The sequence below is a fragment of the Sneathiella sp. HT1-7 genome (assembly GCF_020731145.1).
Lineage (GTDB): Bacteria > Pseudomonadota > Alphaproteobacteria > Sneathiellales > Sneathiellaceae > Sneathiella.
In genome coordinates, this window is sequence record NZ_JAJFZN010000001.1 from 858,376 (window position 1) to 875,177 (window position 16,802).

Here is a 16,802-nt window from a genome sequence, read left to right on the forward strand (position 1 = left end):
AACCATAATTGGCAGATTGAGACTATTTTGTCCTCTTAAAGGCAATATTTTACAGGATTTAGGATTTTAAAGTCCGGAGAGAAAAATGGATACCGCATCGTCAAGTTCCACGAGTGATATCGCCGATAATTTCGAAGAAATTACGGGCCGTATTCATAAAGCGGCCGAAACATGGGCGCGGGTTCCGGGCGACGTTGACCTGATCGCGGTCAGCAAACGCCAGCCCGTTGAGGCGATTGAAGTGGCGCTCTCTCTTGGACATCGGCATTTTGGGGAAAACAGGGTGCAAGAGGCTCAGGAAAAATGGCCTGACCTGAAAGCCCGCTATCCCGATATCGAGCTACATTTAATCGGCCCCTTGCAAACTAACAAAGCAAAAGACGCCGTGGCACTTTTTGATGTTATTCAAACAGTCGACCGACCAAAGCTTGCGCGGGTCCTTGCCAAGGAAATGACAGCGGCGGGGCGCCATCTTCCGGTCTATATCCAGGTCAATACCGGCAAGGAAGAACAGAAAGCCGGTATTTTTCCGGAAGATGCAGACAATTTCATCATCGAATGTCGGGAGGGGCTCGGCCTAAATGTCATCGGGCTGATGTGCATTCCTCCGGTGGAGGAGCAACCCGCGCCGCATTTCGCGCTACTTGGGAAAATTGCTGCGCGCAATAATCTTGCCCGCCTCAGTATGGGAATGAGTGCGGACTTTGAGACAGCGGTGCAGTTCGGGGCGACCTCGGTTCGGGTCGGAACGGCGCTTTTCGGTGCCCGCAGCGCGCCGTAACTATGGGGCCGGGATCACGATTTCGGTTGATGGCTCGATTGCCGCAAGAAGTGTCAGAAGATCATCCTGCGCCAGTGCGATACACCCTTCCGTCGGTGCATAATTATCTCGTGCCACATGCATAAAAATGCAGCTACCCGCGTCCGCTACAGGCGGATCATCGTTATATCCGATCACAACAATGAGGTTATACACCTCATCTGTCCGCCAGAGCTGTTCATGGCTTGCCTTGAACGGTAAGCGGACATACTGATTATAGAGCGGATCATCCGGCGCATCGCACCAGCCGTCATGGTTGTTCAGTTCTTGTGTGGAAAGCGTACATTCGGGAGGGTTTGGGAATTTGTCGGGCCGGTAATATAACTGACGAAGCGGGAACCGTCCGGCGGGGATCGCGTGATCCCCTTCCCGTTTGGCCAAGGTGATGCCAGCCTTGCCAAGGGCACAGTCAAAAGTGAGAGTACCGTAGCGCAGGTGTGCGCGGGCACCGTCTATATCCGTGATTTCGATATTCATGGGAGAAGTCTAGGGCGCCAAAGCACCAAAGTCATCCGCGGAATGCATTAGGGAGACTGCCGCTCAGCGGGTTCGATCGGTCTTGCAACGGGCCTTGCGCTATTTTCCATGGCGGTGGTGGTTTTCTGATAGGCAATACTGGCTGCTTTGGCATCTATCGCGGGGTTAGCCAAGGCGGCGGGCGCAGTATTAAAGCTTCTGAACACGGCATGGAGCTGCTCTTCGCTCAGATCCTGTGTTTTTGCTGTCTCAAGCTGTTGCAGAAGGGCGGGTTTGTTGCCTTTCCATTCCAGTCCGATGGGAGAGGCCATAGGCATTTTCTCCTCTATCGTCATTTTTGGCAGATCCTGCGGCACGATGGGAGCTGCGAGTGGTGCGCTATCAATTGGCGCCACAGCGCCAGGAGCTTTTGCCACATTTGCAACGGCCTCTTCCGGAGCAGGTGATATTTCTGCTGCGGGCGGCGCGGTGGCGATCATTTCTTCGGGCGCAGCCTCGTCCTCGTCGGTGGAGAACAGGCTGAGTACGTGGCCGCCAACATCCTTGCCGGTTATTTCTTCAATCGTGGAGTTGACGACGGAAACTGCCAGTCCAATCGCCCCGCCATAAATAGTGCCGCCAATATTGCGGGCGCCGGGGCTGATTTCGTCGCCGGTAACTTCCCGATAGAGGGATGAAATGCCGGGGATATGCTGCAAGGGGTTGATGATATCGAGAAAATCGTCGAAACCGAAACCGTCCTCACCAAAGCCATCCTCGTCGGATACTTTGTTGCCATAGGTATCGACCCGCTCCTGCGGCACATACATTGCGACCTGCTCGTTCGGCAGGGCCCGATCGAGATAGGCGTATGGGTCATGGGTGACGGCGTTAATCGACATATTGTACTCCTTGCTCAGATTATCAGCAAAGAGCGTGCCAGTATTACTCGCTGGAATCTGCGGGCTGCGGGGCGGGAAGTGTTAATGTTGCGGCAAAAATTGCCGCCTAACTCTGCCCACGCCTATAAATAATGCCCACTACGCTTCTTTTTGGTCGCGAGATACAGCTCGTTATGGGTGTTGGATGGGAATTTATGTGAGACACGCTCGGTTACCGTGATGCCATGCCGCTCCAATCCCTCAACCTTTTCCGGATTGTTGGTCATCAGGCGGGTTTTCTTGAAGCCGAGCAGTTTCAGCATCTCGGCGGCGGGGCGAAACACCCGCTCATCCGCATCAAAGCCGAGCCGTTCATTGGCATCGACTGTATCAAAACCCTGCGCTTGCAGTTTATAGGCGCGGAGTTTGTTGATGAGCCCGATGCCGCGCCCCTCCTGTGCGAGATAGAGGAGGACGCCGCCGCCTTCCTCAGCTATTGCCTTCAGTGCGCCGCGCAGTTGCTCCCCGCAGTCACATTTGAGAGAGCCGATGAGATCGCCGGTAAAACATTCCGAATGCAGCCGCGCCAGCACGGGCTCCCGCCGGTTGGGCTCACCAACAACAATTGCCAGATGCTCAATCCCCCCGTCTTCGGGGCGAAAAGCGTGAAAGGTGCTGTCTTCCGCCGCCTGAAGTGGTACGCGGGCCGAGGCAACAGACTTCAGTTTAAGCGCAGCGGTATCCTCAAACGCGAGAATATCTTCCAGACTGACAATCGATAAATCATGTTCGGTTGCAACGGCTTCCACCCTGTCAATCGACAGCGGGGCAGCCAGAACAGAAGGTAGCAATCGGGCCAGCTTGGCAATTTTAATCGCGCCAGAAACTGAGGGCGGCAACCCCTCCTTTATTCGGGTGAAGGGCCCACGAAAGGGCTGATCGAGATCATGAACCGCATCGGCGAGCGCACGCATCAATGGTGCATCCATCCAATCCTCGATCACCAGGCGGACCGTGTCATCTCCAGTCGGCTGGATATGCAGGACATTTGCGCGATGGGCCGTAAGGGCCAGAACGGGTTCCGCACCGCTGCGCGCAGCGAGAGTTTCAAGCTCCGCATCATAGGCCATCTCGGTAGAGAGTATAAGGGAGGCTTCGTCTTTTCCTGTCACCACTACACTCAGTCCGCGGCGCAGGTCTGCAATGGCGCGGTCGACGGTGCGCAGCCGTTTGAGCTCTGTCTTGTTCTTGTTGTTACTCATATTATTCTGGTTTCCGGTTCGCGAGTTCAGCGATGTATCAAGACTATTAGCAGGCGGAGATGGCGGGCTGCAAATGTTATATTATCACATTTGATTTGGAGCCAGCATTTTTCCAATTCGCGACCCAAAAAACCGCCCCGACCTTTGGCTTTTGTATCACCAACCTTCACTTTAACGTGAAAACCATCGTCCATCTGTCCTACTTGCCCTTGAATACCCCCATATGATACCAATTTTTAAGGCAGCGGAACGTATGAAAGCGTCCCGTTGCATAATAACAGTGGGGAAAACATATGACGGGCGGCAAAAAGATTCTTCTGGTCGATGATGATAATGCCTTACGGGAAACGTTGGCGGAACAACTCGACCTGCATGAGGAATTCCTGACCCAGCAGGCAGAAACCGCGTGCGATGCGCTGGACAAGATCAAGAAGAGCCATTTCGACCTGATCCTGCTGGATGTGGGCCTGCCCGATATGGACGGGCGAGAGGCCTGCAAATTGATCCGCAAAACCGGCAACAAAGCGCCGATCATCATGCTTACCGCGCAGGACAGCGACAGTGATCAGATTCTCGGCCTTGAAAGCGGGGCGAATGACTATGTCTCCAAGCCCTTCCGCATTGGGGTGCTGCTCGCCCGTATTCGTGCGCAGTTGCGCCAGCATGAACAGAGTGAAGATGCCGTTTTCAACATTGGTCCCTACAGCTTCCGCCCGGCGGCGAAGCTGATGCTGCATAAGGAAACGGCCCAAAAGGTCCGCCTGACCGAGAAGGAAACGGCGATCCTGAAATATCTCTATCGCGCTGGCAACAAGGTGGTGACCCGCGATATCCTCTTAAATGAGGTCTGGGGTTATAATGCCGGGGTGACGACACATACCTTGGAAACCCATATCTATCGGCTGCGGCAGAAAATAGAGGCAGAACCGTCAGATGCGAAGATATTGATTACAGAACCGGGCGGTTATCGTCTCGTTCCATAACATATTTCAGCCGTTATCGCGTAAAATCTGTCCGGAAAGGTAAAGGCTGCCCGCTATCAGCAGGCGGCAGGGCTTCTCACTGAGTGTGGGTTTCAAATCCTCTACCGCCGCCTTCAGGGATGGCTTTTCCGTCATTTCGAGACCGGCCCCTCGCGCCATATTCGCCAGATCCGCTGCTGGTGTTGCCGCCGCTTCCTCCGGTATGGTGATGCAATGTCCCTTTTCGATTATGGGTGCAAGTTGGCTGAAGAAGGCTTTCTGGTCCTTGGTGTTCAGCATTCCAGCAATCAGATAGGTCGGTTTCGGGTCGGTTTCATTCCAGCTTATAAAGCTTTTTGCGATTTGTACCGCCGCTGCCGGATTATGCCCACCGTCCAGCCAAACCTCGACCTTATCGGGCAAAGCCTCCACAATGGGCCCTGTTGAGAGCCGTTGCATGCGTGCGGGCCAGTTAACTTTTTGCAACCCCTCACGAATTGCCGCGTCGGAGACTGTAAATCCACCAAGATGGTGGAGGCAGGCCACCGCTGTTCCCGCATTTTCAATCTGATGAACTCCGTGAAGGGCGGGCAGGGGAAAGACGCGCGCGCCTTGCATTCCGTCATACTGCCAACCATCCGCGACTTTATGGCAGGACCAGTCTCTGTTATATATATGTGCCGGAGATCCTAGAGATTCTGCTGTTTTTTGTAACACATTGAGGGCGATAGGATCCTGGGGGCCGATGACGACAGGCGCGTTTGGTTTAATAATCCCCGCCTTTTCCCAGGCAATTCCGGCGAGATCGGTGCCCAAAAATTCTGCGTGATCCTGAGAGATCGGCGTAATCGCGGTTAGCGCGGGTCGTGCCACCACGTTGGTGGCGTCATAGCGCCCGCCAAGCCCGGTTTCGAGCAAAAGAATATCGCCAGGCGTGTCGGCAAAGGCCTTAAACGCAGCAATAGTAGTAATCTCGAAATAAGTAATAGGGATGTCGCCATTGGCGGCTTCACACGTAAGGAGAAGCTCGCTCAATGCCTCTTCGTCGATAATGTTTCCGGCGAGACGAATGCGTTCAGCAAAGTGCACCAGATGCGGTGAGGTATAGACATGCACGCGATAGCCTGCCGCCTCCAGCATGGCGCGAAGATAGGCCAGCAGGGAGCCTTTGCCGTTGGTGCCCGCCACATGGATAACGGGGGGCAAGCGCCGCTCCGGGTGATCGAGTTTTGCGAGCAGGGGGAGCATCCGATCGAGAGTCAGGTCAATGACCTTCGGGTGCAGCGACATCAACCGCGCGAGAATCCGATCGCTATGGGTTCCGGTCACGAGGGAACCAGTCTATTTTTTGGAACTGCTGGCTGCCGCGCTTTCCTCTTTCGCCACAGAAGGCTTGGCGACGGTCTTCTTGTCGCTATTCTTCATCACAGCAGGCGGAAGTTTCAGCTTTGTACCCAGCAAATCGATAATCCGGCAGAGGGTTTCGCGCATATCCTTGCGATGGACGACCATATCCAGCATGCCATGCTCCAACAGGAATTCCGCGCGTTGGAATCCGTCGGGTAGGGTTTCGCGGATCGTTTCCTCAATCACCCGGGGGCCAGCAAAACAAATAAGCGCGCCAGGTTCCGCAATCTGGATATCACCCAGCATCGCATAGGAGGCCGTGACCCCGCCCGTCGTTGGATCGGTAAGGACGACAATAAAAGGCAGGCGGTTCTCTTTCAGGCGCTGAATTGCAACAGTTGTGCGCGGCATCTGCATGAGGGAGAGAATGCCTTCCTGCATCCGCGCGCCCCCGGCGGCGGAAAAGAGGATCAGTGGCGCTTTCTGTAAAATTGCAAGTTTGGAGGCGGCAACAATGGCCTCCCCCACTGCGAGGCCCAGGGATCCACCCATAAAGTCGAAATTCTGCACGGCGATAACGGCAGCGTTGCCGTTCATCTTGCCGTGGGCAACCTTCATCGCGTCGATATCACCTGTTTTATGGCGCGCATCCTTCAGCCGCTCGGTATAGCGCTTGGAATCACGGAATTTCAGGGGATCGACCGGTACTTCCGGTAGCTCAATCAGATCATACTTTGCCTCATCGAACAGCGCTTCGAACCGTTCCACTGGCGAAATACGGAGATGATAGTCGCAATGGGCGCAGACATTCTGGTTGGCTTGCAGGTCGTTATGGAACAGCATCTGGCCACAATCGGGGCATTTCACCCAGAGATTATCGGGAGTATCCTGTTTTGTTGTCAGTTGCCGGAATTTCGGCAGGACCTTGTTCGTCAACCAGTTCATATTTGCGTCCTGTTACGTCTTTTTTACGCTGCGGATACCCGCTGAAATCTCGCGCGCCAGATCGAGCACCCGTTTTACTTTGTCTTCATCACCATCACCGAGCGCGACTTGCTCCACCAGCGCCGTGCCGACAACTGCGCCATCAGCGATCTTCGCAATTTCCGCCGCCTGTGCTCCGGTCCGAAGCCCGAAGCCTACCGCAATCGGCAGATCGGTCGTTTTGCGGAACCGGGTGAGAGCGATCGCCACATCACTTGGCTTTGGCGCCGCGGCGCCCGTCGTTCCGGCAATCGAGACATAATAAAGGAAGCCCGACGAATTGGCGAGAACCTTCGGCAAGCGCTTGTCATCTGTGGTCGGCGTGGCGAGGCGAATGAAGTTAAGCCCGGCCTCGCGCGCGGGAAGGCAAAGTTCCTTGTCTTCCTCGGACGGCAGATCAACAACGATCAGGCCATCGACCCCGGCGGCTTTCGCATCGATCAGGAATTGATCGACGCCGTAGCTGTAGATCGGGTTGTAATAGCCCATGAGCACGATTGGCGTCTCGTCATCACCGATGCGGAACTCCGAAATCAGCTTGAGCGTCTTTTTGAGTGTGGTGCCCGCGGCGAGCGCACGAAGCCCCGCCTGCTGGATCGCGGGTCCGTCAGCCATCGGGTCGGTGAAAGGCAGGCCGACCTCAATAATATCTGCGCCCGCGCCGGGCAGACCTTTTACAATCTTCAGCGCGGTCTCAAGGTTCGGGTCGCCGGCCATCACATAGGTGACAAAGGCGGCGCGCCCCTCAGCCTTCAGGGCTTTGAAACGGCGGTCAATACGGGTTTCGCTCACAACTCAACTCCCAACGCATCGGCAACGGTGAAAATGTCCTTGTCGCCGCGCCCGGAAAGGTTAACGACGATAATATGCTCCTTCGGCAGGTCCGGGGCGAGCTTTTCCAGATAGGCGAGGGCATGGGCGCTCTCCAGCGCGGGGATAATTCCCTCCAGCTTGCAGCAGAGCTGGAACGCCTCCAGCGCCTCGGCATCCGTCGCATTTACATATTTGACCCGCCCGATATCGTTGAGCCAGGAATGCTCCGGCCCGATGCCGGGATAATCGAGGCCAGCGGAGATGGAATGCGCCTCCAAAATCTGGCCATCGTCATCCTGAAGTAAATAGGTACGGTTGCCATGCAGCACGCCCGGCCGTCCGCCTTTAAGCGACGCGGCGTGCTTATCCGTATCGATGCCGTGGCCCGCGGCCTCAACGCCGATAATGTCGATACTCTCGTCATCAAGGAAGGGATGGAACAGGCCCATGGCGTTCGATCCGCCACCAATACAGGCAAGCAAGGTATCGGGCAGGCGGCCTTCGGCCTCCATGATCTGGCGGCGGGTTTCTTCCCCGATCACGCATTGAAAATCGCGGACAAGCTCAGGATAGGGGTGAGGCCCGGCGACGGTGCCGATGATGTAGAAGGTATCCTCCACGTTCGTCACCCAGTCGCGCAATGCCTCGTTCATCGCGTCCTTCAAGGTCCGCGCGCCGGATTTCACCGGGACAACCTCTGCCCCCAGCAGTTTCATGCGGAAAACGTTGGGTTTCTGCCGTTCGATATCCGTCTCGCCCATATAGATCGCGCATTCAAGACCAAACCGCGCGGCGACGGTGGCGGTGGCAACCCCGTGCTGGCCTGCGCCGGTCTCGGCGATAATGCGTTTCTTGCCCATACGGCGGGCGAGCAGGATCTGTCCCATGCAATTGTTGATCTTGTGCGCGCCGGTGTGGTTCAAATCCTCGCGCTTGAGATAAATCTTCGCGCCGCCATAATGCTCGGTCAGTCGTTCGGCGAAATAAAGCGGGGATTCCCGTCCCACAAAATGCTTGAGCAATCCGGAAAGCTCTTTCGCGAATTCCGGATCCTTCTTCGATGCCTCATAGGCGGCATCCAGCTCCAGAATAAGCGGCATCAGCGTCTCGGCGACAAATTGCCCGCCGAAAATGCCGAAATGACCGGTTTCATCCGGTCCGGTGCGATAGCTGTTCAGTTTCACCATGTCGTATTACGCCTTAAATTTCTTCATTCTATCTCGATGGCGGCAACTGCCACCAGAAAGGCCTCAATCGCGGCGGGGTTTTTGCGCCCGGGCTCGAATTCGACGCCAGAGGAGGTATCGACGATCGTCGCGCCCGATATGCGCACTGCCTCGGCGATATTTTCTGCATCAAGCCCACCCGCCAGCATCCACGGGGTGGTGATTTTCGCGTCCGCCAGCAATTCCCAATCAAACGCCAGTCCATTGCCACCCGGAAGCGCGTTTTCCATGTTTTTAGGCTCTTTTGCATCAAACAGCAACATGTCGGCCACGCCGTCATAGCGGTCAACTTCTTCAAGTGATGCCGCACTGTCAACCTTGATCGCCTTGATCACGGGCAGGCTATAGGCTTCCTTGATCTCGCGCACCCGATCAGGCGATTCCGTTCCATGCAACTGTATCCAATCTAATGATACGGTGGTGAGAACGTCGTGGATCAACTGATCGTCCGGATTAACGAACAGGCCGACCTTCTTTACATGAATAGGCACCTTCGAGGCGAGCAAGGCGGCCTCATCCGCCGAGATATTACGCGGGCTTGGGCCATAAAAGACAAAACCCACGAAGGCGGCCCCGTTTAAAATGGCGGCCTCAAGCGCGGCGGCGTCATTGAGGCCGCATATTTTTGCTGATACAGGCATTTATGCGGCGATGTCCCCGACGATGGCACTTGCGGCGGCGGCGGGGTCTTCTGCGCCCGTGATCGGCCGACCGATTACCAGATAGCTTGCGCCGTCAGTCATCGCCTCAATCGGGGTTTTTACCCGTTTCTGATCGCCATGATCGGAACCCAAAGGGCGAATGCCGGGAACAACCAGCTTGAAATCGGGCCCGCATGTCTGACGGAGTGCCTGAATCTCGCGCGGGGAACAGATCACGCCATCGGCACCATTCTTTTGCGCCAGTTCGGCAAGGCGGAGGACCTGTTCTTCCGCCGGGCTATCCACACCGACCGCTTTCAAGTCTGCGTCATCCATGCTGGTGAGCACGGTAACGCCAAGGATCAGGGGCCGGCCTTCGCCAAATTCAGCGGAGGCATCAGCAGCGGCGCGGATCATGGCGGGGCCGCCGCTTGCGTGGATGGTCAGCATCGTCGGCTTGATAAACTTTGCCGCCGCGCGTACGCCGCCCGCAACGGTGTTGGGAATATCGTGGAACTTGAGATCGAGGAAGAGCGGTGTTGTCTCGCCTGCGACGGCCATGACGCCCTGCGGTCCGTGGGAGGTGAAAAACTCCTTGCCGAGCTTTATGCCGCCCGAAATCGGCGCGAGCGCACGTCCAAGCGCGACGGCGGCGTCGAGGTTGGTTGTGTCAATTGCGGTGAAAACGGCATTTTGCGGCGTCAATCTCATGGCAAGGCCTCCTATTTTCTGAGATATAGGTGAAATCTGCGGCGATAATAGAGGCTTTTGGCAAAATGAAAAGTGATAGCGGCAGAATTATCGAAAAAGTGGGGCTATAGCCCTATCCGTTTGCCTCATAGGCGAGAATGGCAGCGGCGAGATCCTCAAGGGCAGCACCGGTCGACTTGAAGAGGGTGATTTCATCATCCAACGCGCGACCGGCATGCGTTCCCTTGCAGAGATCATAAAGATCGGCCTGAATATCGCTTTCCCTGATGACGCCAGTTTGCAGCGGTTGGACAATATCGCCTGCCTCTTTCAGGCCGCCTTCGCGCGTATCCACGAACAGCGTCGCGATTTTCACGGCATCATCATTGCTTTCGCGCATGGCTGGGGTAAAGGCGCCGACCAGATCGAGGTGTGCGCCCGGCTTCAGCCACTCGCCTTTGATCAGCGGTTCGGTGGAAAGTGTCGCGCAGGAAATGAGGTCGGCGTGCCGGGCGGCGTCTTCTAAATTTGTGACAACCTGGGCGGAAAACCCCTCTCGCGTGAGGTCGTCGGCGAGCTTTTCCGCCTTTTCCGGGCGGTGGTTCCAAATCGATATCTCTTTAAGGTCCCGCACCGCAGAATGCGCCCGGATAAGGCAGGGCGCCATGGCGCCAGCCCCGACCATCAGCATGGTAGATGCATCCTTTCGGACAAGATAGGAGGCGGCGAGCGCAGAGGCAGCCGCTGTTCGGCGGATTGTCAGTTCGCCCGCATCCATCAGGGCGAGCGCGCGGCCATCAACAGCATCGAACAGCATATAGGTTCCCTGAACAGAGGGCAGGCCCTTTGCGCCGTTTTCCGGCATCACCGTTACGGTCTTGAGGCCGAGAAACCCGCCTGATTGCCAGGCAGGCATGATGAGGAGGGTGCCTTTTTTCTCATCTTCGGGGTCCAGCCCGTGATGATGACGAAGCGGCTGGGTACAGCCATCGATAAACATTCGGCGAAGGGCATCGATCAGTGCCGGGTATTGAAGCGCGTCAGCGATTTTAGCATTGTCGATAATCTGCATTTGGGTCAATCAGCCGACATGATGCTCAAGCTGTTGTTTCCCCGTGATAGGCGGCGCCAGTGCATCGGGCGCCGGGCCTTTGCTCTCTCGCGCATGGGCTTCTTCCAGTTCGCGGGTGAGGCGGACGTTTTTGCCTTTAAGTTCCTCCACCTCCCGCTTGTAAAGGCGGTTTTCATGGCGTGCGGTATGTCCACGCAGCCAGGTCACAACGGCACCGGCGATCAGGCCGACAAAACCCGCGGCCAGCAGTAGGGCATAGAGCGGTAAATCAAACGCAAAGGGGAACGGATCGAGGGAAAAAGTCACCACTTCCCGATTGGCGATGCTTAGCGCCGCCACGACAAGGGCGATGACAAGGAAAAGTATCCAGAAAAATAATTTCAGCATGGACGTCCTTCTGGTTCAGACAACTGTTGCCGCCAGATTAACGGTATTTTGGGCCGATGGCGAACCCTTTAAGCGTCGGTGTTAAGCCGATCGCGCAGATCTTTGCCACATTTGAAATAGGGCACATATTTTTTATCCACCTGCACAGCCTCCCCGGTGCGCGGATTGCGACCGACACGTGCGGCCCGCTCCTTGGTGGAAAACGCCCCAAAACCGCGCAGTTCGACCCGGTCGCCGCGCGCAAGGGCGTCGGAAATCTCGTCAAATATGGTGGTAACGATACGCTCCACATCGCGCTGGTACAGATGGGGATTATTTTCCGCGATAATCGCAATAAGTTCAGATTTTATCATTCGACACTCCCCGTCAGTGATAATTTTTTATCGTTTGTCTAGCCTTTTCCCAATATCAGTCAGGTTGCCAAAGGGAGAGCAGTCCGTCAAGTGTAAGTCTTTCTGATAAAACGCTTTTCCACATCATTTCCCCCAAAAGCCTTGCAATCAGAGGTTTTGGCTCGCTGTAATCGACGGTACGGAGTGGTAGGCCGGACGGAATCTGCTGTTCCGATTCCAGCCAGCTTTGCGCTTCGGTGATGCCGCCGATCTCGTCAATCAGGCCATTTTTCACGGCGACGAGGCCAATGACGACCCGTCCATCCGCGAGAGCGCGGACCTGTGTTTCATCCAGCGGACGGCGCTGGGTCACCATGGAGACGAACCAGTCATAAGTCGCTGTCACCATTTCCTGAAGGTTTTCGCGTCCCGCCTCAGATATCGGTTTGAAGGGGGAGGGTTCGCCTTTTAACGCGCCCGAGGTAATGGCGGTAGCGCTGACGCCGACCTTTTTCATCAATTCGGAGATTTCTGTTAGCTGCACAATTACGCCGATGGAGCCGACAATGGAGGATTCGCCCGCAAAAATACGGTCCCCGGCGAGTGCTGTCATGTATCCGCCTGACGCGCCAACTGTGCCGATCACAGTTGTGACGGGTTTCGTTTCCGCGACGCGGCGCAGCGCTTTGAAAAGCCGTTCGCTGCCGTATGTAGAGCCGCCGGGGCTGTTGATATAAACGATCAACGCCTTCGCAGACGGGTCTTTGATAATGTCGTCGATGGCCTCCTCGCGGCGGTCATTCTCGACAATGATTTCGGTAACATCAAGGCGAGCGATATGGTCTCTGACCTCTTCTTCGCTCATCTCGTTGAAAATCCAGACGCCGAGGACAATGACCAGCAAAATTGCCAGCAGGCGCCAAAGAGACAGGCGCCGCTTGAGGCGGCGCCTGATATCGTAGTTTTCGCTATCGACAGACATTTTCAGCCTTTCGAATAAAGGAATGACGATCGATAGCGGATATCAACATGGGTGTTTACCCGTCTGCTTTGTCGTCGGAACCCGCGTCGTCATCCTTGTTGGCACTGCGCATGGCAGCCCCGAGGATATCGCCAAGAGACGCACCGGCATCGGAAGAACCATACTGTGCAACAGCCTGTTTTTCTTCTGCAACTTCGCGTGCCTTGATCGACAGAGTGACTTTACGGGTCTTGTTGTCGATGGCCGTGATCTTGGCATCGATCTTGTCGCCAACGGCAAAACGGTCCGGACGCTGCTCGGCACGATCGCGGCTGAGTTCACCCTTACGGATGAAGCCAACAACACCTTCGCTGATTTCAACGTCAAGTCCGGCGTCCTGAGTCTTGGAAACCGTACAAGTGACGACGGCGCCCTTCTTCATTTCTGCGGCACCGGCAAACGGATCTTCGCTCAACTGCTTGATGCCGAGGCTGACGCGTTCTTTCTCAACATCGATGTCGAGAACCTTCGCCTTTACCGTATCGCCCTTCTTATATTCCTGGATCGCCTGCTCACCTGGCTGGCTCCAGTCGATGTCTGACATGTGAACCATGCCGTCGACGTCGTTTTCAAGACCGACAAACAGACCAAATTCGGTGATGTTCTTGACCACACCCTCGATCTCGGTACCAACTGGCGTTGTCTGCGCGAAGCTATCCCATGGGTTATCCATGCATTGCTTCAGGCCAAGGCTGATACGGCGGCGTGCCTGATCGACTTCCAGAACCATGACTTCCACTTCCTGAGAGGTGGAGACAATCTTGCCTGGATGAACGTTCTTCTTCGTCCAGCTCATTTCGGAAACATGGACGAGGCCTTCAACACCGGCTTCAAGTTCAACAAACGCACCGTAATCGGTGATATTAGTGACACGGCCCGTGAATTTGGCGCCAACCGGGTATTTCGCTTCAAGAGCTTCCCAAGGATCTTCCTCAAGCTGTTTCATGCCGAGGCTGATGCGCTGGGTTTCCTTGTTCAGGCGAATAACCTGTACCTTGACGGTCTCACCGATGGTGAGCGCTTCTGACGGATGGTTGACCCGGCGCCATGCAATATCGGTAACATGGAGCAGGCCATCAACACCACCCAGATCGACGAAGGCGCCGTAATCGGTGATATTCTTGACCACACCTTCCAGTGTCTGGCCTTCTTCCAACGTGCCGATCAGCTCAGAGCGGGCTTCGGCGCGGCTTTCTTCCAGAACGGCACGGCGGGAAACAACGATGTTCCCACGGCGGCGATCCATTTTCAGGATCTGGAAAGGCTGCGGAATACCGCGGAGCGGGCCGATGTCGCGCACGGGGCGAACGTCCACCTGGCTGCCGGGCAGGAAGGCCACAGCGCCGGAGAGATCGACCGTAAAGCCGCCTTTCACGCGACCGAAGATGATACCATCGACGCGTTCGTTCTCGCCAAAGGCAACTTCGAGTTTTTCCCAAGCTTCTTCGCGGCGGGCTTTGTCACGAGACAGAACGGCTTCACCAGCGGAGTTTTCAATTCTTTCAAGGAAGACTTCGACCGTGTCGCCAATTTTCAGGTCTGAATCCTGACCGGGCGCGGCAAATTCTTTGAGCGGAATACGGCCTTCGGACTTCAGTCCGACATCAATGATGGCAAGGTCGTTTTCGATATTGATAACGGTGCCCTTGATGACTGTGCCTTCAAGGCTGTCACTGGCGCCGTAGGATTCATCGAGAAGTGCTGCGAAATCCTCGACAGCAGGCATGCCTTCTTCAGCAAGAGATGTATCTGACATATTTGATTTCCTTCAAGATCCTCGTATCAGGCCAAACCGGTCTTCCGGCGGATCGATGGCCACTGGCTTCTCCAAATCAGGATACGCACGCAAGAGAAGCGCTGTTAATGTAATGTTCCGGCGTGGTCGGAACGGTCTCCTTTATATTCAGGCGGCATCAATAATCATGCAAGCCGCCGTAACTGCCGCTTCTATATCCAATTTTGAGGTATCAAGCAAGTGCGCATCGTCAGCTTTTTTAAGTGGCGCCGCGCCCCGGCCCATATCGCGGGTGTCACGAGCGTGCAAATCTTCCAGCACGGCCTCAAAGGTTGTCTCTACACCCTTGGCGACAAGTTCGTCGAAACGGCGGCGCGCCCGCACCTCGGCACTTGCGGTCACAAACAGCTTTACATCCGCGTTGGGGCAGACAACCGTGCCGATGTCACGCCCGTCCAGCACCGCGCCACCCTTAATTTTTGCAAAGTCCCGCTGATATTGGAGAAGCGCCGCGCGGACCCCCTGATTGGCCGCGACGATAGACGCTGCTTCCCCCGTTGCCTCATCGCGAAGCGCGGGATCATCGAGCGGGACCTCTCCCACATGACGTGCCGCATTAACCGCAGCCTCCTCGTCATGCGGATCATGTCCGTCGCGGAGAAGTTTTAGTCCGACGGCGCGGTAAAGCGCCCCGGTATCAAGATATTCAAGACGATAATGCACGGCGATTCGCCGGGCGAGGGTGCCTTTGCCGGCAGCAACGGGGCCATCGACCGCAATAATCATGGCTGATTGTCCGGTGTAATCTGGCCGCCAAGCGTGCCCATCAAATCGACAAATCCCGGAAAACTTGTCTCCATCACCCGGCCATCATCGACGGTGACGGGCTCTTGTGTCGCCAGACCCATAATCAGGAAGGACATGGCGATGCGGTGATCAAGGTGAGTCTCGATATGCCCGCCACCCTTCGGCGCGCTGCCGTCGCCCTTGATGATCAACCCGTCGTCCAGCTCCTCAAAGTTAACGCCGCAGGTTTTAAGGCCCGCCGCCATCGCCGCAATTCGGTCTGATTCCTTGACGCGAAGTTCATGCAATCCGCGCATTACCGTTGTTCCCTTGGCGAAGGAGGCTGCCACAAAGAGGACAGGAAACTCATCGATCATCGTCGGCGCGCGTTCTGGCGGGACTTCAATTCCCTGAAGTTCACCGCCTTTAATACGAATGTCGCCGACCTTCTCACCGCCTTGTTCGCGCGGGTTCATAATTTCGATATTCGCGCCCATTTCCTCCAGGGTAATAAAGATACCATCGCGTAGCGGGTTTAGCCCGACATTGGTAATGGTCACGTCAGAGTCTGGCAGGACCGCCGCCGCCACCGCAATAAAGGCGGCGGAAGACGGATCGCCCGGAACGACGATATCGGCGGCAGTGAGTTCCTGCTGTCCCTGATACTCAATAAGGCGGCCGCCTGTCTCAAGGTCGGTCACCGTTACGTCTGCGCCAAAATGGCGGAGCATGTTTTCCGTGTGATCGCGGGTCGGCTTAGGCTCTGTCACGCGGGTGAGGCCCGGCGTATCCAACGCGGCGAGCAGGATGGCAGACTTTACCTGAGCTGAGGCAACAGGCAGTTCATACTCAATCGGCATCAGCGTCCGGCCGGTTACCGCAAGGGGGAATCGCCCGCCAGATCGACTTATAATAAGCGCGCCCATTTTCTCAAGCGGGATACTCACGCGGCTCATCGGGCGCTTATGCAGGCTGGCATCGCCCATAAAGAAAGTGGTGAAGGCGCTGTTTGATACCAGTCCCATCAGGAGGCGCGCCGCCGTGCCCGAATTTCCCATGTCGAGAACGTCGTCCGGTTCGGCAAGGGCGCCGACGCCATTGCCAGTGACCTGCCAGCTGCCATTGGTATCCTTCACAACTTCTGCACCGAGTTGACGGAGTGCGGCGGCGGTACGAAGCACATCCTCCCCCTCCAGCAGGCCGGAAATATGGGTTGTCCCGGTTGCAAGCCCCCCAAAAATAAGGGCGCGATGGGAAATCGACTTGTCGCCCGGCACCGTGACGGTTCCGGTCAGGGGCGGCGAATGCCGTCCAGTTACGGGGCGGGGGGCGGAAGAAAGGGACGTCATAAATATCTTGCCAGAATTTTCTATACAGGCTTAAAAAT

At 56.0% G+C, this 16,802-nt stretch carries 18 protein-coding genes; 2 read left to right on the forward strand and 16 right to left on the reverse strand.

The annotated features are described in order from the left end of the window. Nucleotides 1-85 precede the first annotated feature (85 nt). Nucleotides 86-781 (forward strand): YggS family pyridoxal phosphate-dependent enzyme, encoded by a 696-nt coding sequence (locus LKE13_RS04135; RefSeq protein ID WP_227948428.1) that lies wholly within the window; start codon nucleotides 86-88, stop codon nucleotides 779-781. Here the strand turns inward: LKE13_RS04135 and LKE13_RS04140 are convergent, their stop codons facing one another. The 3 genes from LKE13_RS04140 to ribA all read right to left on the reverse strand — a co-directional run bounded on the left by LKE13_RS04140 (nucleotide 782) and on the right by ribA (nucleotide 3,419). Further along, on the reverse strand, nucleotides 782-1,297 hold the full coding sequence (locus tag LKE13_RS04140; protein ID WP_227948429.1) for a L,D-transpeptidase family protein: 516 nt from the start codon (nucleotides 1,295-1,297) through the stop codon (nucleotides 782-784). It lies immediately after the preceding gene. 47 nt (nucleotides 1,298-1,344) lie between these two features. Continuing rightward, nucleotides 1,345-2,178 (reverse strand): hypothetical protein, encoded by an 834-nt coding sequence (locus tag LKE13_RS04145; RefSeq protein WP_227948430.1) that lies wholly within the window; start codon nucleotides 2,176-2,178, stop codon nucleotides 1,345-1,347. Nucleotides 2,179-2,300: 122 nt separating this feature from the next. Beyond that, nucleotides 2,301-3,419 (reverse strand): GTP cyclohydrolase II, encoded by a 1,119-nt coding sequence (gene ribA, locus LKE13_RS04150; RefSeq protein WP_227948431.1) that lies wholly within the window; start codon nucleotides 3,417-3,419, stop codon nucleotides 2,301-2,303. 293 nt (nucleotides 3,420-3,712) lie between these two features. Here ribA and LKE13_RS04155 point away from each other — a divergent pair, with 293 nt between their 5' ends. Beyond that, entirely contained in the window at nucleotides 3,713-4,402 is a 690-nt protein-coding gene (locus LKE13_RS04155) for a response regulator transcription factor (RefSeq protein WP_227948432.1), read from the forward strand. 6 nt (nucleotides 4,403-4,408) lie between these two features. On the opposite strand, the gene LKE13_RS04160 is transcribed toward LKE13_RS04155, so the two are convergent. From LKE13_RS04160 to aroA, 13 genes are all read right to left on the reverse strand, one after another. Continuing rightward, nucleotides 4,409-5,710, reverse strand: coding sequence for a bifunctional folylpolyglutamate synthase/dihydrofolate synthase (locus tag LKE13_RS04160; protein ID WP_227948433.1), 1,302 nt, complete (start codon nucleotides 5,708-5,710; stop codon nucleotides 4,409-4,411). Nucleotides 5,711-5,722: 12 nt separating this feature from the next. Continuing rightward, entirely contained in the window at nucleotides 5,723-6,673 is a 951-nt protein-coding gene (accD, locus tag LKE13_RS04165) for an acetyl-CoA carboxylase, carboxyltransferase subunit beta (protein ID WP_227948434.1), read from the reverse strand. Nucleotides 6,674-6,685: 12 nt separating this feature from the next. Then, nucleotides 6,686-7,504: a tryptophan synthase subunit alpha gene (gene trpA, locus LKE13_RS04170; RefSeq protein ID WP_227948435.1), complete on the reverse strand. Its 819-nt coding sequence runs from the start codon at nucleotides 7,502-7,504 to the stop codon at nucleotides 6,686-6,688. Next, the gene (gene trpB, locus LKE13_RS04175) at nucleotides 7,501-8,712 is read right to left on the reverse strand and encodes a tryptophan synthase subunit beta (RefSeq protein ID WP_227948436.1); all 1,212 of its coding nucleotides are present in this window, start codon (nucleotides 8,710-8,712) and stop codon (nucleotides 7,501-7,503) included. Before trpB ends, trpA begins: the two co-directional genes overlap by 4 nt. Nucleotides 8,713-8,735: 23 nt before the next feature. Beyond that, nucleotides 8,736-9,392: a phosphoribosylanthranilate isomerase gene (locus LKE13_RS04180; protein WP_227948437.1), complete on the reverse strand. Its 657-nt coding sequence runs from the start codon at nucleotides 9,390-9,392 to the stop codon at nucleotides 8,736-8,738. Then, a complete protein-coding gene (gene pyrF, locus LKE13_RS04185; protein WP_227948438.1) occupies nucleotides 9,393-10,103 on the reverse strand; it encodes an orotidine-5'-phosphate decarboxylase in 711 nt (236 codons plus the stop codon). 112 nt (nucleotides 10,104-10,215) lie between these two features. Continuing rightward, entirely contained in the window at nucleotides 10,216-11,154 is a 939-nt protein-coding gene (locus LKE13_RS04190) for an ornithine cyclodeaminase family protein (protein WP_227948439.1), read from the reverse strand. Between the two features lie 9 nt (nucleotides 11,155-11,163). Further along, on the reverse strand, nucleotides 11,164-11,541 hold the full coding sequence (locus tag LKE13_RS04195) for a lipopolysaccharide assembly protein LapA domain-containing protein (protein ID WP_227948440.1): 378 nt from the start codon (nucleotides 11,539-11,541) through the stop codon (nucleotides 11,164-11,166). Nucleotides 11,542-11,609: 68 nt separating this feature from the next. After that, nucleotides 11,610-11,894, reverse strand: coding sequence for an integration host factor subunit beta (gene ihfB / locus LKE13_RS04200; RefSeq protein ID WP_227948441.1), 285 nt, complete (start codon nucleotides 11,892-11,894; stop codon nucleotides 11,610-11,612). Nucleotides 11,895-11,949: 55 nt separating this feature from the next. Then, nucleotides 11,950-12,855 carry a signal peptide peptidase SppA gene (gene sppA / locus LKE13_RS04205; RefSeq protein ID WP_227948442.1) on the reverse strand — a complete coding sequence of 302 codons (906 nt, stop codon included), beginning with the start codon at nucleotides 12,853-12,855 and terminating at the stop codon, nucleotides 11,950-11,952. Between the two features lie 55 nt (nucleotides 12,856-12,910). Beyond that, nucleotides 12,911-14,650, reverse strand: coding sequence for a 30S ribosomal protein S1 (gene rpsA, locus LKE13_RS04210; protein WP_227948443.1), 1,740 nt, complete (start codon nucleotides 14,648-14,650; stop codon nucleotides 12,911-12,913). Between the two features lie 147 nt (nucleotides 14,651-14,797). Next, nucleotides 14,798-15,415, reverse strand: coding sequence for a (d)CMP kinase (locus LKE13_RS04215; protein WP_227948444.1), 618 nt, complete (start codon nucleotides 15,413-15,415; stop codon nucleotides 14,798-14,800). After that, nucleotides 15,412-16,764, reverse strand: a complete 1,353-nt coding sequence (gene aroA, locus LKE13_RS04220) for a 3-phosphoshikimate 1-carboxyvinyltransferase (protein WP_227948445.1) — start codon at nucleotides 16,762-16,764, stop codon at nucleotides 15,412-15,414. The genes LKE13_RS04215 and aroA overlap by 4 nt, the downstream gene beginning before the upstream one ends. Between the last annotated feature and the right edge of the window lie 38 nt (nucleotides 16,765-16,802).

Bases quoted from the DNA above. Each gene is read 5' to 3' on its own strand.
- rpsA (WP_227948443.1), bottom strand. From the start codon at position 14,650: ATGTCAGATACATCTCTTGCTGAAGAAGGCATGCCTGCTGTCGAGGAT.
- LKE13_RS04215 (WP_227948444.1), bottom strand. From the start codon at position 15,415: ATGATTATTGCGGTCGATGGCCCCGTTGCTGCCGGCAAAGGCACCCTC.
- trpB (WP_227948436.1), bottom strand. From the start codon at position 8,712: ATGGTGAAACTGAACAGCTATCGCACCGGACCGGATGAAACCGGTCAT.
- accD (WP_227948434.1), bottom strand. From the start codon at position 6,673: ATGAACTGGTTGACGAACAAGGTCCTGCCGAAATTCCGGCAACTGACA.
- LKE13_RS04155 (WP_227948432.1), top strand. From the start codon at position 3,713: ATGACGGGCGGCAAAAAGATTCTTCTGGTCGATGATGATAATGCCTTA.
- LKE13_RS04135 (WP_227948428.1), top strand. From the start codon at position 86: ATGGATACCGCATCGTCAAGTTCCACGAGTGATATCGCCGATAATTTC.
- ihfB (WP_227948441.1), bottom strand. From the start codon at position 11,894: ATGATAAAATCTGAACTTATTGCGATTATCGCGGAAAATAATCCCCAT.
- LKE13_RS04180 (WP_227948437.1), bottom strand. From the start codon at position 9,392: ATGCCTGTATCAGCAAAAATATGCGGCCTCAATGACGCCGCCGCGCTT.
- aroA (WP_227948445.1), bottom strand. From the start codon at position 16,764: ATGACGTCCCTTTCTTCCGCCCCCCGCCCCGTAACTGGACGGCATTCG.
- ribA (WP_227948431.1), bottom strand. From the start codon at position 3,419: ATGAGTAACAACAAGAACAAGACAGAGCTCAAACGGCTGCGCACCGTC.
- sppA (WP_227948442.1), bottom strand. From the start codon at position 12,855: ATGTCTGTCGATAGCGAAAACTACGATATCAGGCGCCGCCTCAAGCGG.
- pyrF (WP_227948438.1), bottom strand. From the start codon at position 10,103: ATGAGATTGACGCCGCAAAATGCCGTTTTCACCGCAATTGACACAACC.
- LKE13_RS04140 (WP_227948429.1), bottom strand. From the start codon at position 1,297: ATGAATATCGAAATCACGGATATAGACGGTGCCCGCGCACACCTGCGC.
- LKE13_RS04145 (WP_227948430.1), bottom strand. From the start codon at position 2,178: ATGTCGATTAACGCCGTCACCCATGACCCATACGCCTATCTCGATCGG.
- LKE13_RS04190 (WP_227948439.1), bottom strand. From the start codon at position 11,154: ATGCAGATTATCGACAATGCTAAAATCGCTGACGCGCTTCAATACCCG.
- LKE13_RS04195 (WP_227948440.1), bottom strand. From the start codon at position 11,541: ATGCTGAAATTATTTTTCTGGATACTTTTCCTTGTCATCGCCCTTGTC.